The 12221-nt window shown below is 65.4% G+C and carries 13 protein-coding genes and 2 pseudogenes; 10 read left to right on the top strand and 5 right to left on the bottom strand.

All coding sequences use genetic code 11. From position 1 onward, the window contains the following. Window positions 1-86: 86 nt before the first annotated feature. Complete coding sequence (locus L1066_RS06865; RefSeq protein WP_235735606.1) at window positions 87-1133, top strand: MFS transporter; 1047 nt, start codon at window positions 87-89, stop codon at window positions 1131-1133. Window positions 1134-1274: 141 nt separating this feature from the next. Here the strand turns inward: L1066_RS06865 and L1066_RS06860 are convergent, their stop codons facing one another. Together L1066_RS06860 and L1066_RS06855 are read right to left on the bottom strand one after the other, a co-directional pair. Next, window positions 1275-2219, bottom strand: coding sequence for an SDR family NAD(P)-dependent oxidoreductase (locus tag L1066_RS06860; RefSeq protein ID WP_235735605.1), 945 nt, complete (start codon window positions 2217-2219; stop codon window positions 1275-1277). Between the two features lie 266 nt (window positions 2220-2485). Beyond that, a pseudogene (locus tag L1066_RS06855) lies at window positions 2486-3612 on the bottom strand (CE1758 family FMN-dependent luciferase-like monooxygenase). A gap of 233 nt (window positions 3613-3845) precedes the next feature. On the opposite strand from L1066_RS06855, the gene L1066_RS06850 reads away from it, so the two are divergent. The 3 genes from L1066_RS06850 (at window position 3846) to L1066_RS06840 (ending at window position 5812) form a co-directional block, all read left to right on the top strand. Then, entirely contained in the window at window positions 3846-4949 is a 1104-nt protein-coding gene (locus L1066_RS06850; RefSeq protein WP_446499895.1) for a Vgb family protein, read from the top strand. 110 nt (window positions 4950-5059) lie between these two features. Further along, complete coding sequence (locus L1066_RS06845; RefSeq protein ID WP_235735603.1) at window positions 5060-5638, top strand: nuclear transport factor 2 family protein; 579 nt, start codon at window positions 5060-5062, stop codon at window positions 5636-5638. Window positions 5639-5671: 33 nt separating this feature from the next. Beyond that, window positions 5672-5812, top strand: a complete 141-nt coding sequence (locus tag L1066_RS06840) for a hypothetical protein (RefSeq protein ID WP_235735602.1) — start codon at window positions 5672-5674, stop codon at window positions 5810-5812. A gap of 543 nt (window positions 5813-6355) precedes the next feature. On the opposite strand, the gene L1066_RS06835 is transcribed toward L1066_RS06840, so the two are convergent. After that, window positions 6356-6670: a hypothetical protein gene (locus tag L1066_RS06835; RefSeq protein ID WP_235735601.1), complete on the bottom strand. Its 315-nt coding sequence runs from the start codon at window positions 6668-6670 to the stop codon at window positions 6356-6358. 44 nt (window positions 6671-6714) lie between these two features. Here L1066_RS06835 and L1066_RS06830 point away from each other — a divergent pair, with 44 nt between their 5' ends. From L1066_RS06830 to L1066_RS06815, 4 genes are all read left to right on the top strand, one after another. Continuing rightward, the gene (locus L1066_RS06830) at window positions 6715-6993 is read left to right on the top strand and encodes a hypothetical protein (RefSeq protein WP_235735600.1); all 279 of its coding nucleotides are present in this window, start codon (window positions 6715-6717) and stop codon (window positions 6991-6993) included. A 57-nt stretch (window positions 6994-7050) separates the two neighbouring features. After that, complete coding sequence (locus L1066_RS06825) at window positions 7051-8604, top strand: sodium-dependent transporter (protein ID WP_235735599.1); 1554 nt, start codon at window positions 7051-7053, stop codon at window positions 8602-8604. Continuing rightward, entirely contained in the window at window positions 8601-8711 is a 111-nt protein-coding gene (locus tag L1066_RS06820) for a methionine/alanine import family NSS transporter small subunit (protein WP_235735598.1), read from the top strand. Before L1066_RS06825 ends, L1066_RS06820 begins: the two co-directional genes overlap by 4 nt. Before the next feature lie 65 nt (window positions 8712-8776). Further along, window positions 8777-9595: an alpha/beta fold hydrolase gene (locus L1066_RS06815; protein WP_235735597.1), complete on the top strand. Its 819-nt coding sequence runs from the start codon at window positions 8777-8779 to the stop codon at window positions 9593-9595. Here L1066_RS06815 and L1066_RS06810 read toward each other — a convergent pair. Both L1066_RS06810 and L1066_RS06805 read right to left on the bottom strand, forming a co-directional pair. Continuing rightward, window positions 9558-9773, bottom strand: coding sequence for a nuclear transport factor 2 family protein (locus L1066_RS06810; protein WP_235735596.1), 216 nt, complete (start codon window positions 9771-9773; stop codon window positions 9558-9560). The genes L1066_RS06815 and L1066_RS06810 overlap by 38 nt on opposite strands. Continuing rightward, window positions 9770-10006, bottom strand: coding sequence for a hypothetical protein (locus L1066_RS06805; RefSeq protein WP_235735595.1), 237 nt, complete (start codon window positions 10004-10006; stop codon window positions 9770-9772). The genes L1066_RS06810 and L1066_RS06805 overlap by 4 nt, the downstream gene beginning before the upstream one ends. A gap of 200 nt (window positions 10007-10206) precedes the next feature. On the opposite strand from L1066_RS06805, the pseudogene L1066_RS06800 reads away from it, so the two are divergent. Together L1066_RS06800 and L1066_RS27555 are read left to right on the top strand one after the other, a co-directional pair. After that, window positions 10207-11166 (top strand): annotated as a pseudogene (locus tag L1066_RS06800) (MMPL family transporter); the annotation flags it as partial. Further along, window positions 11103-12188 (top strand): MMPL family transporter, encoded by a 1086-nt coding sequence (locus L1066_RS27555; RefSeq protein WP_312007272.1) that lies wholly within the window; start codon window positions 11103-11105, stop codon window positions 12186-12188. The pseudogene L1066_RS06800 and the gene L1066_RS27555, both read left to right, overlap by 64 nt. Window positions 12189-12221: the final 33 nt, after the last annotated feature.

Here is a 12221-nt window from a genome sequence, read left to right as displayed (position 1 = left end):
TCGGGTGCCTCGGGAGGGGCATGACGAGGCCGGACGCCCAACGGCCGGCTGCTCCGGTCACGGACGGATCAGGATGGCTACGCACGGTGCTCGCCGTCACTGCCGCCAGCGCAGTCTCGCTCGGTCTTGCGCGATATGCGTATCCCTTCGTCCTGCCCGCGATGAGAGATGACATTCTTGGGAGCTACGGCGCAGCGGGTCTGCTCGGAGGAGTGAGCCTGGGGGCGTATGCGATCTCCATGGTCGTCTTGACGATCTTTCCCCTACGTGCCGGCCCGACGGCACAGATCAAGACCGGTCTCACGGGGACCTGTGCTGGACTCATCGTGATGGCCGTGGCCACCGACGCTTGGATGCTCTATCTCGCGATGTCCCTCACGGGGGCATGCGGTGCTCTGATCTGGATTCCCACCGCGGGAGTTGTCGCGGTGTCGGCCCCGCCGCACAGGCGTGGGCTTGCCTACGGTTTGATGACCTCAGGACTGGGGATCAGCGTGGTTGCTTGCGGGGTGCTCGCAAGCCTCGTGCAGAACTGGCGCGATGCCGAAGCATGGCGTGAGCTGTGGGGGATCGTTGGCCTGATCTCCGTCGTCGTGCTGGTAGTGGTTTGCTTAACGCTCAAGCCCGTATCCGACGCCGCTGTGGCGCGGCCCCGTCGGCTGCGGGAGCTACGGAAACAGATCGCGCTCGGGCGCCTATGTGGTTCCTTCGGGTTGTATGGCATCGGGTTCGCTATCTTCACCAGCTACCTCATCGCCGTGCTCCTCCGGACCGGAATGACCAATGCGGAGGCCAACTTCGCGTACTCGCTCCTGGGACTGACCAGCATCGTCAGCGGAGTACTCCTTGGAAAGATCTCCGACCTCTGGGGCCGGGGCCGCATCCTGTCCGCTGGGCTGATTGCCGCAGCAGGTTGCTCTGTCATCTTGATCACCACGGACGACTCCCTTCTCCTCTACGTCGTCGTGGGAGCCTTCGGCCTCGTCACGATGGGGATCGGATCGGTCTTGGGCGCTTACCTGAGCGATGAGCTCCCCCTGTTGACGTCCCGGTCGCATTCGGAGCGACGATCCTCTCGTTCGCGGTGGCTCAGTTCATGGCCCCCTACGTTGGCGGGCTCATGGCGGATCTGACTGGAAGCTTCGCGGTGACGTATCTTGTCGGAGGGACAGCAGCGTTGGCAGGCGGCCTCATCGCTTGGACGCTTCCCAGTCGGCAGCCCGAACGGGCGTCGCCCTAGCGACGACACGCTGGGGCTGCCGGAACGAGTCGGGTCAGGCGTCACCGGAGTGCGGGTTCGTCTGTCCGGGGACCCATGCACCGCTCCGTGAGGCTTCGTCCTGGTCGTACTGATCACGGCTCGCACGGAGGATCTTCAGATCCGACACATCCATGATCTCCTCAAGGACCGTGGATACCTGGGCGGGATCGAAACTGCCGACGGCACCGGCCGTCTTGCCGACGACGATGCGGGCCCAGCGACCTGCTCCGGCGCTGAGAACCTCGCCAGAGATGGAACAGTTTTCGCTTGCCAGATAGGCCACCACCGAAGCCACGATCTTCGGATCCACACTGTCGGGATCCACATGAGTTCGAGAGTCCCAGAACTCACGCGACATGACACTTCTGGCCAGAGGGCATATCGAGTTGACCTTGATATCGAGATGCTCATTGTCCAGGGCGGCGGTCTTGCTGAGGGCGAGAACCGCCATTTTTGTGATGTTGTACGGAAGTGTGCTGCTCTGACCGAGTGCCCCGGCGCCAGAGGAGGTGTTGATGATTCGACCGTAGTTCTTCTCGCGCATGTACCGCAGGGCAGTGCGCTGAGTCCAGAACGGGCCGAAGAGGTTCACTGACATCGTTCGCATGAGCCGATCGGTATCGGTCTCATGTGCCGTGCCGTCGCCCAACACCCCCGCATTGTTGACGAGAATGTCGATTCGGCCGAACTGCTTTACAGTTCGTTCGACGAGGCCGACCGCATACTCCTCCTTGCTGATGTCACCGGTATCTGCCGAGGCTGAGTATCCCTCGGCCCGAAGGTCGGCGGCGACCTCCTCTGCGGTGCCCTCCTCCTCCGTCGCCCCGCGGTGAGCACGGACGTCATTGATGACGACATGCGCGCCCAGCTCTGCGAGAGCACGAGCCTCGGCGAGACCGATTCCGCCTCCGGCGCCGGTGACGAGGGCTACCTTGCCTTTGAACTCGTCAGGTGTCACTGTTCCTCCTCATGTGGGAGCCATCTCGGACGGCGAAAGATCATTGTCGATGCGGTGAGCCAACCGGGCCGGTACACGATTGCCGCCTCGGAGGCACTGTCGCGATCTGCAAGCCCAAGCGGCACGGACCGTCAATCGTGCGGCATGCGGGCCTGGGCGCGCCGGCCAGTGCGGATACTAATCCGTACACAGACGATCGTAGGCTTTGTCGGCGGTGGCGGTCAACAAACGGCGGCGCGTGTTCTCGCGTGCTCCAAGGGGCAGGGTTACCGGCCGGCAATCTCAACGGCAGGGGCGGGGGTGGGGTGATTCGCGCCGATCGTCGTACTGTTCGCGGTTAACAGGGTCTGGTGGGTTGGAGCGTCTGGCACATGTGCGGGCTTGCGCGCCGCAAACTCTTGTCGCAGTGTCGGAAGGATCGTCCCGAGAAGGTCAAGCTGCTCCAGAACGGTCTTGAGGGGAAGGCCGGCATGGTCAATCAGGAACAGTTGGCGCTGGTAGTCGCCCACGTAGTTCCGGAACGTCAAGGTCCGTTCGATCACCTCCTGGGGCGATCCCACAGTCAGCGGGGTTTGCCGCATGAAGTCTTCAAGCGGCAGCCCCTTGCCATAGAGCGGTGCATTATCGAAGTACGGGCGGAACTGTCGAACGGCATCCTGACTTCGTCGACTCATGAAAATGTGCCCGCCGAGGCCAACGATGGCCTGATCCGCTGCGCCGTGACCATGCTTCTCGAAGCACTCGCGGTAGGTGCGAACCATCTGCCGAGTGTGCCAGACTGGCCAGAAAATGTGGTGGGCGAAGAACCCGTCCCCGTACTTCCCGGCCTGTTCGGCCATTTCGGGCGACCGCACGGAGCCATGCCACACGAAGGGCGGAACGCCGTCCATGGGGCGTGGCGTGGCCGTGAACCGTCTCAGGGGTGTACGGAACTCGCCTTCCCAATCAACAACCTCCTCGCGCCACAGACGACGGAGAAGTGCGTAGTTCTCGAACGCCAACGGGACTCCCTGCTGAGGATCCTGCCCAAACCACTCGTAGACCGGGCCGGTGTTGCCTCGGCCGAGCATCAAGTCGACTCGGCCGCCGGCCAAGTGTTGGAGCTGGGCGTAATCCTCTGCGATCCGCACCGGGTCGGTAGTCGTGATCAAGGTCGTCGCCGTGGAGAGAATGATCCGTTCAGTGAGCGCTGCGATGTAGGCGAGGGTCGTCGGAGGAGAGGACGCCACGAAGGGGGGTTGTGGTGCTGGCCGAGCGCCATCACGTCCAATCCGACCTCCTCGGCTTTGCGCGCGATCTCGACGGTCGCTCGGATTCGATCGTGCTCGGTCGGCCTCCTGCCCGACGTCGGATCGGTGGTCACGTCGCCGATGCTGAAGATTCCCAGCTGCATCGATGCGTCCTCTCTTTCTCACGCAACCTCTGGCGCGCACTCCGGGGGGATGAACGGTGAGAGAGCGAATGACTGCGGTGGAATGTCGAAATCGTCCGGCACCGACCGCCGCCGAAGGCCAAGAGCCCTTGGCTGGGCACTCGGGGCAGAGGTGCTGATCCTGGACCCTAATTCTATCAGCACACTGAGGAAGTGGCACAGTCGGTGCGATGGACCGTTGACGTAGGAAAGTTGTGACAGTAGGATTTACTCAGTACACAGAAGATTCCGGCTCGGTAGGTCATCGTGCTCGGTCATGGAGAGGAAGTTCATTGTCACAGGATGCAGCCACGCCCGCAGTCGTAGGGGACTGGGGTCCGATTGTCGAGTTCCCCGAATTTCCGACCGACCTGTGCTACCCGTGCGAGGCCGAGTGGGACCTGATGGGCAACATCTGGACTGCGCAGATGAACAGCAACAAGATGGCGCGGATCAACCCGGAGACGCTGGAGATCACCGAGATCCCGCTGCCGAACAAGACCGCGGCGCCCGGCCCGATGGAGCGCGGCCCGGATGGAAACATTTGGTTCGCCGAGGTCAAGGGCAACGCACTCGCGAAGATCGACCCGGTCACGCTGGAGATCACGACCTATGAGTTGCCTTGGGGCACCCTGTACGACGCTGGCCCGGACGGTCGCGGGATCCACACCTTCGGTACCGCCCAGATCATGGACATGACCTTCGGCAAGGACGGCCATCTCTGGTTCCACATGGCCGGGGAGAACGCGATCGGCCGGTTCAACATGGAGGACCACTCGTTCACCAAGTGGGATCTGGAGACTCCGCGTTCCGGCCTGTTCTGCCTGCAGCCAGGGCCTGGCAACACGATCGCCTTCAGCACGTGGAACACCAACGAGCTTGGACTGATCGACGTCTTCACCGAAGAGATCCGCCAATGGAAGATTCCCACGCCGCACGCCCTGGTCGGTGGGCTTCTCCGCTCGCCTGATGGCAAGTACCTGTGGTTCAGCGAGGGTTTGGGCCAGAAGATCGGACGCCTCGACCCCGAGACCGGCGAGATCGAAGAGTGGGAACTTCACGGCGGCCCCGACCTCGACCCGGGCGCCATGCGCTTCGGTAGCGACGGCATGATCTACTTTGTCACCGGCATGTACCGCAACAACAACAAGCTTGGTCGGTTCAACCCCGTGACCAAGGAGGACTCGTACCTCGAGACGCCGACGGCGGCGTCCGCCCCCTGCGACCTCAACTCGGAGAAGCCGGGGATGATCGTGTTCGGGCAGTTCACCGGAAACAGGCTCGCGTACGTCGAGATCCCCGAGACGCCTCAGGTCTGATCTGTTTCAGATCGGTGGCAGTGGGTGGTGGCTCCGGGCCCGCTGCCACCGATCTTGTCATTTCCCTCATGAGCGATTCGAGCAAACTCTCATAGTTAGGTGATGTGAACATGGCAGACCCTCGGCCCATAGAGGTGCAAGCGACTGATCTCGCGGCACGGATCGAAGTCCTTGAGGCGGAGCGCGATTGTCGTGAGTTGCTGGCCCGTTACGGCTTCTACGCAGACCATGGAATGGCGCAGGAGTGGGTCGGGCTCTACACAGATGACGCGATCATGGACTTCTGGTACTTCGATGACAGCGAGTACTTCGACGACGAGATGCAGCCGCGAGTCGACGATCCGCGAACTCTGGACTTCCCGCTCCGGCACGGTCGATTCGTGGGCCGCGATGAGATCCAACAGTGCGTCGAGGCCACGCGCTTCCTGCGTTTGATTGGTCACGCCCAGTATCAGATGGACGGCCACCCTTCAATCTTCAGGCTGCTCGATGACGGCAGTGCCGTCATCGTCAGCGACTCGCTGGTTGTCGCACGTTCGCAGGCACACAGGGCGCCTGTGGTCGTTTACCAGAACTACTGCCTCAATCGCTGGACGTTCCGCCGGGTCGACGGCCGGTGGCTCATTGCGGAAAATAGACGCCGGCCAATGGGCAGTGGCGGATCCGACGAACTGCTCGCGGGGATCTAATAGCGACGGGTCCTAACGATTCACCGTTTACAGGTGGATTTCTGCAACTGCGCCGAGCACGGTGACCTGAGGGGGCAGGTCGCCGTGTTCGGCACGGGTCGACAGGTGCACGCGCTCGGCGATGCCGAGTCGCCCTGCACCATTGCGGAGCGGGCCCGCCCAGAACGCCTCTGAGCTGCGGGAGGATGTCCTGTCGGTGCACCACGTCGTCAACTGCTGGCGCGTAGCCGCCTTTCTCTTGACGTGCGCCGAGAGACCTCGCAGGATTCGATCCTCCCCGCCCGTCTCGGTGCCTCCTTGGCCCGAAGCTGTTGAGTCGTCCGGCTCCACGTCCCGTTGTGCTCGATTCTCGTAGGAAGTGGTGTTGGTCAGCGGAAGTTGATCCGGAAGGCGGCTTACTGTGTGCCCTTCTGCGTCTGCGTGTTGCCCGCGTAGCGAACGACGACGCGGTACTTGCCGCGATGTCCTTGGCGGTCCACACCTCCCGGAATTTCCGCGGTCGACCTCGACGGCCGGGAGGAGGATCAGCTCCGAACCACGCCAGATCCTGACATCAGCGGTGACGGTGGCTTCGTCGCTTGTGCGCACCTTGGCTCGGATGCTCACCCGCTGTTGATTGACCTTCGTCGTCCGCTTCTTGATCTTCGAGCTTTGCCTTCCCCATGGGCTCCGGCGCCGTCGGCACCGGCCCGCAGTTGGTGTCGGGCTTGCAGCTGATCACCAGATCGGAGAGCCCCGAGACATAGCGCCCACCGTGACGTCGCCGCCGACGACGAGTCGCGGCGTCGAGGTGGTCGGCACGCCGTCGGCGGTCTCGGAGACGGCGATCTGAAGGAACTTGTCCGCCAACCGCTCGGCCGGGGTGACCACGGCGACGTAGCCGTCACTGGCGGCGACACAGGCCACCCAGGCCACGTCGTCGAAGACGTAACCGCTCTGGCGAAGCATCGTGGTGAGGAGCGGTCCGGTCTCCTCGCCGGTCTGCGGGGGCTGGCCTGGGTGTAGGCGGTCGAAGTGCATGGCATCGCACATGAGGGCACGGTGCTGCCGCGGTGGCGGCCTACTCGCCCCGGTTCGTGGCACTGCACACGGCGCCGCCCGGAGGCAGCCCACGCGATGCACTGCCGTTGCAGATCAATGAGTTGAAGCCACGCGGTGTCATCGTGCAGGTGCACGACACCGGCCTCGACGGCACCCGCCTCGCTGCCGACCTCACCGCAGCTGTGCTCACCGAGCTCGCCCCCGTGCCAGCATGTGTACGTCGTCGTGAAGGTACTCGAGGTGGTCACCTATCCGGCCTGACGATGTTGTCGGAGAAGGGCTCCGGGCCAGTCGGGGCACGGTCAGGTCAGTGACAGAACCCACCGCGACCCGGCATGCTTGCGGAGCAGACAAGAGCTGGAGGTCGCTACGTGAGCACCACAACGGAGTCTACCGAGGCGAAGAGGCGAGGAGCGTTCTCCTCGCGCCGCGTCTTCATATTCGCAGCGATCGGATCGGCGGTCGGCCTCGGGAACATCTGGCGTTTCCCGTACGTCGCCTACGAGAACGGTGGCGGGGCCTTCATGATCCCCTACCTGATCGCGCTGCTCACGGCAGGAATCCCGTTCCTCTATCTCGACTACGCCATGGGGCACCGCACCCGAGGGTCGGCACCCCTGGCCTTCCGGCGCATCTCGAAGAGGACGGAGTGGCTCGGCTGGTGGCAGGTGGGGATCTGCTTCGTGATCGCCGTCTATTACGCCGTGATCATCGCGTGGTCGCTGAAGTACACGATCTTCTCGTTCGACAAGAAGTGGGGCAGCGATCCGGAGAGCTACTTCTTCGGTGACTTCCTCCAGGCCTCCGACATCGCTGACGGGCTGACGCTCGACGTGGTGCCCGGCGTCATGGTCCCCCTCGTGCTCACCTGGATCGCAGTGATCGTCATCATGGCGCTCGGTGTCCAGAAGGGCATTGGAGCCACCTCGGTCGTCTTCATCCCGGTGCTCATCGTCGCCTTCGTGGCGCTGGTGGTCCGGGCCCTCTTCCTCCCCGGCGCCATCGAGGGCCTGGACACGCTGTTCACCCCGAACTGGGAGGCGTTGAGCCACGCCGGCGTGTGGGCGGCGGCGTACGGCCAGATCTTCTTCTCGCTCTCGATCGGTTTCGGGATCATGATCACGTACTCCTCCTACGTCAACCGCAAGACCGACATGACGGGCTCCGGTGCGGTGGTCGGCTTCGCCAACTCCAGCTTCGAGCTGCTCTGCGGGATCGGGGTCTTCTCGGCCCTCGGCTTCATGGCCCAGGCGCAAGGGGTTGCCGTGGACGAGGTGGCCACCGACGGAATCGGTCTGGCGTTCGTGGCGTTCCCGGCGATCATCAACGAGGCGCCCGCGGGTGCGCTGATCGGCGTGCTGTTCTTCGCTTCGCTGATCCTGGCGGGGATCACCTCGCTGGTGAGCATCATCGAGGTGGTCATCTCCGCGGTGCGGGACAAGTTCGAGATGCACCGGCTCAGCGCCACCTTGGTGGTCACCCTCCCGGCTGCCGTGGTCAGTCTCTTCTTCTTCAGCACGAGCACGGCGATCTTCGTGCTCGACACGGCTGACAAGTTCATCAACAGCTTCGGCATCCTCCTCGTCGCGGTGGTCAGCATGCTGGTGCTTGCCTGGGTCGTGCGGACGTTGCCGGCCTTTGCGGACCACCTCAACGAGTACGGCACGGTCCCGGTGCGCGGTTGGTGGATCGTGTTGATCTCATCGATCACCCCGCTCGGGCTGACGGTCGTGCTGGTCAAGGAGTTCATCGACACGGTCAAGGAGCCTTACGAGGGCTATCCGGACTGGCTGCTCTACTCCGCCGGCTGGGGCCTCGCTGCTGCGGTCATCGTCCTCGGCATCCTCGCCTCCGTCGTCAGGTGGCGCCCCGACACCCCGCTGACCGTCCCACCCGCCGACATCGGAGAGGAGGTCGAAAGATGAGCACCGCTGGAATCGTGATGATGATCGTCGCCATCGCGGTGATCTGGGGTGGCCTCGTCCTGGCCCTGGTGAACCTCAACAACTCCCCGGAAGCCGGCGATCGCTGACCTCCGGGTGCCCGGGCGACTCCTTGGGTACCGCACGGTCCTCACCGACACAGGGAGGACGGCCGATGACCGACCAGAGCACCACCACAGGACTGCACGTCGCCGATTCCGGGGGCGAAGGCCGCCCCGTGGTGCTGATCCACGGCTGGCCGATGTCGGCCGAGTCGTGGCAGCACCAGGTGGAGCCGTTGCGCGCCGCGGGCCAACGTGTCGTGGTCTACGACCGCCGCGGCTTCGGCCGCTCGGCGACCGGCGACTCCTATGACTACGACGCGCTCGCCGATGATCTCGCCGGCATCCTCGAGGATCTCGACCTGCGCGATGTCACCCTGGTCGGCTTCTCCATGGGCGGCGGCGAGGTGGCACGGTACGTCGCGCGTCACGGTGAGGAGCGCCTGCACAGCCTGGTCTTCGCGGCCGCAGTGCCGCCGTACCTGTTGAGGACCGACGAGAATCCCGATGGTCCGCTGGAGACCGAGGCAGCGCACGAGATGCGGGTCTCCCTGGAGAAGGATCGCGAGGCCTTCTTCGACGGCTTCACCAGGGACTTCTTCTCCGCGGGCGGCGATCCGTTGGTGAGTGAGGACGAACGCCAGGACGCACTCCGCCTCTGCCGTGAGTCGGACCCAGCTGCCGCGCTGGCGTGCATGGACAGCTTCGCGACCACCGACTTCCGTGCCGACCTCGACGCGATCACCGTGCCCACGCTCGTGATCCACGGCGACTCCGACCAGATCGTGCCGCTGGAGGGGTCGGGCCAGCGCACCCACGAACGGATCGCCAACAGTCGACTGCACGTCATCGAAGGCGCTCCGCACGGGCTCAACGCGAGCCACGTGGAGGAGTTCAATCGCGTGCTGCTCGACTTCGTGGCGGTGGGCTGACCCCGGTCACACCGAGCAAGGTCTGCGCGGCCGCCGAGTCGGCGTACTCCTCGAAGCGGGCGATCCGTCCGTCCCGCACCGTGACGACCAGGCAGGACGGGATGCGTACCGGGTCACCGGCAGCGGACGTGCCGACGGTGGTCGACTGCAGCACCCAGCCGCCGTCGAAGACCTTCACGCGCACGTCCTCGACGCGCAGCGACGCGCCGCCGGACTCGATGCGGGTGCGGGAGGGGTGCGCTGCACCACGACCTCGCGCTCGCCGATGTTGTGCCAGGTGGTGACCCCGTCGACATACAGGTCGTCGTCCGCGCGTTCGCCAGCGAGGAAGGCGGGGAGCCAGCGGCGTACGACGGCGAGTGTCTCCTCGATGCCGGCTGCGGTCGGGGTTTCGATCACCGGGGTGTCCACGCCGCGGACTGTAGCGCTCCCGTCGGAGTGAGTGCCCAGTCCGTGGCGGAGCCGGTGCGGGCACGAGCGCGGGTCCCTAGCCTTGGCCCGTGTCCCCCTCGCGATCCCGCAGCGTCGTCGACGGCCTCGGTCGACTGACCACCCGCAAGCTTCCGGCCATCCTCCTGCTCCTCGGCTTCCTCGTGGCGGTGGGAGCGGTGATGGGGGTGGGCGCCGACACGGCAGAGCGGGCCGCCCCCGACCCGGTGCCGCGCAGCGCCGACTCGACCCGCGCTTCGGAGATCGCCGAAGAGTTCCCGGGTGGCGACAAGCTGCCCGCCGTGATGGTCGTGGAGCGGGCCGACGGCGCGCTGACCGACGCAGACCGCGCCGCTGTCGCCGATCTCGTCCAGCAGTGGAGTGAGATCAGTGGCTCCGAGGTCACCGGTCCGGTCCCCTCCGAGGACGGACAGGCCGAGCTCCATGTGGTGCCGTTGCCCAACGGGGTCAACAGCGCGACGCTCAACGGCCTCATCGACCAGATCCGCGACTCGGTGCGTGACGCCGACCTGCCTGAGGGACTCGGCATCGAGCTGACTGGCGGCGCCGGCTTCTCCGGCGACATCTCCAAGTCGTTCAGCGGAGCCAATCTCCGGCTGCTCCTCGTCACAGGTGCCGTCGTCGCCGTGCTGCTCGTGATCACCTACCGCTCACCGGTGCTGTGGCTGGTGCCGCTCATCGTGATCGCCATCGCCGACCGGACGGCATCGGTGGCGGTCGACATCGTCTCGACCAACACCGGCACCTGGCTCGACGGTTCGACGTCGGGCATCACCAGCGTGCTCGTCTTCGGCGCCGGCACCAACTACGCGCTGCTGCTCGTCTCCCGCTATCGCGAGGAGTTGCGCCGCCACGAGGACCACCGCATGGCGCTGCGCGCCGCGCTCCACGGCGCCGTACCGGCCATCCTCGCCAGCAACATCACGGTGGTCCTCGCGCTCTTCGCGCTCTTCGCCGCGGCGATCCCCAGCAGCCGGATCCTCGGCATCTCTGCCTCGATCGGGCTCGTGATCGCCCTCGTGTTCGCGTTGTTCGCGCTGCCGGCGGCACTGTCGCTGTGCGGCCGGCGGCTCTTCTGGCCGTTCGTGCCCCGCTTCCTCCCCGAGACCGACCGCGACGAGGCCGAGGAGAACGGCGCCTGGTTCACCGTCGCCCGCTGGGTCGTACGTCGGCCGGTCGCCGTCCTGGTCGTCTCCCTGCTCGTGCTCGGGGCCCTGGCCGGTGGTCTCACCCAGATGAGGATCGGCCTCGCCCAGACCGACCAGTTCGAGGTGGAGGCGGAGTCCATCGACGGACTGGAGACCCTCTCGAAGCACTATCCGCCCGGCTCCGCCGACCCGGTGACCGTGATGACTCGGGCCGGCGCCGCCGAGGAGGTGCTCGCGGTGGTCCGCGACACCCAGGGCGTCGCGGATGCCCGACCGTCGGGGAGTCGGACTCCGGATGGGTGCGGATCACCGCCGACCTGCAGGCCGAGCCCTCGAGCGATGCGAGTCAGCAGGCCGTGCGCGATCTTCGTGACCGCCTCGACGAGGTCGACGGCGCGCAGGCGGTCGTGGGAGGCAACGTCGCCTCACAGCTTGACTCCAGCGACGGGGCGATGCGCGACCTGATGGTGGTGATCCCGCTGATCCTGTTCGTCGTCTTCCTGGTGCTCCTGCTGGTGCTGGGCAATGTGGCAGCCCCGCTGGTGCTGCTGGGGATCAACCTGTTGAGTACGGCGGCCGCCCTTGGCGTCGGGGTGTGGGTGAGTGCCCATGTCTTCGACTTCCCGGCCTTCGACGTCAACACTCCACTCTTCGTGGTCCTCTTCCTGGTCGCCCTCGGCATCGACTACACGGTCTTCCTGGTGCTCCGGGCCAAGGAGGAGACGCCGGGCAGGGGAACGACCGCAGGGATCGTGCGGGCGGTCGGTCTCACCGGGAGCGTGATCACCAGCGCCGGAGTGGTGCTGGCCGCGGTCTTCGTCGTCCTGGCGATGCTGCCGCTGGTGACGCTGACCCAGGTCGGGGTCATCGTCGGCATCGGCATCCTCATCGACACCTTCCTGGTGCGGAGCATCGTGGTGCCAGCCGTATTCGCCCTGTTGGGCGACAGGGTCTGGGCATGGCCCTTGCCCGGCCGAGAACGGCTCCGCGGCTGACGGACGTCCGGGCGAGGAGGGGAGCGGGCTGGT

This window comes from Nocardioides alcanivorans, from assembly GCF_021555175.1.
In the GTDB taxonomy this organism is placed as follows: domain Bacteria; phylum Actinomycetota; class Actinomycetes; order Propionibacteriales; family Nocardioidaceae; genus Nocardioides; species Nocardioides alcanivorans.
The sequence above is the reverse complement of the archived record's forward strand: the minus strand, read 5'-3'. Positions and strand labels throughout refer to the sequence as shown.

Excerpts from the sequence above, each read along its gene's own strand:
- L1066_RS06815 (WP_235735597.1), top strand. The coding sequence starts at position 8,777 with ATGACCGACCAGAGCACCACCACAGGACTGCACGTCGCCGATTCCGGG.
- L1066_RS06820 (WP_235735598.1), top strand. The coding sequence starts at position 8,601 with ATGAGCACCGCTGGAATCGTGATGATGATCGTCGCCATCGCGGTGATC.
- L1066_RS06835 (WP_235735601.1), bottom strand. The coding sequence starts at position 6,670 with ATGTGCGATGCCATGCACTTCGACCGCCTACACCCAGGCCAGCCCCCG.
- L1066_RS06845 (WP_235735603.1), top strand. The coding sequence starts at position 5,060 with ATGGCAGACCCTCGGCCCATAGAGGTGCAAGCGACTGATCTCGCGGCA.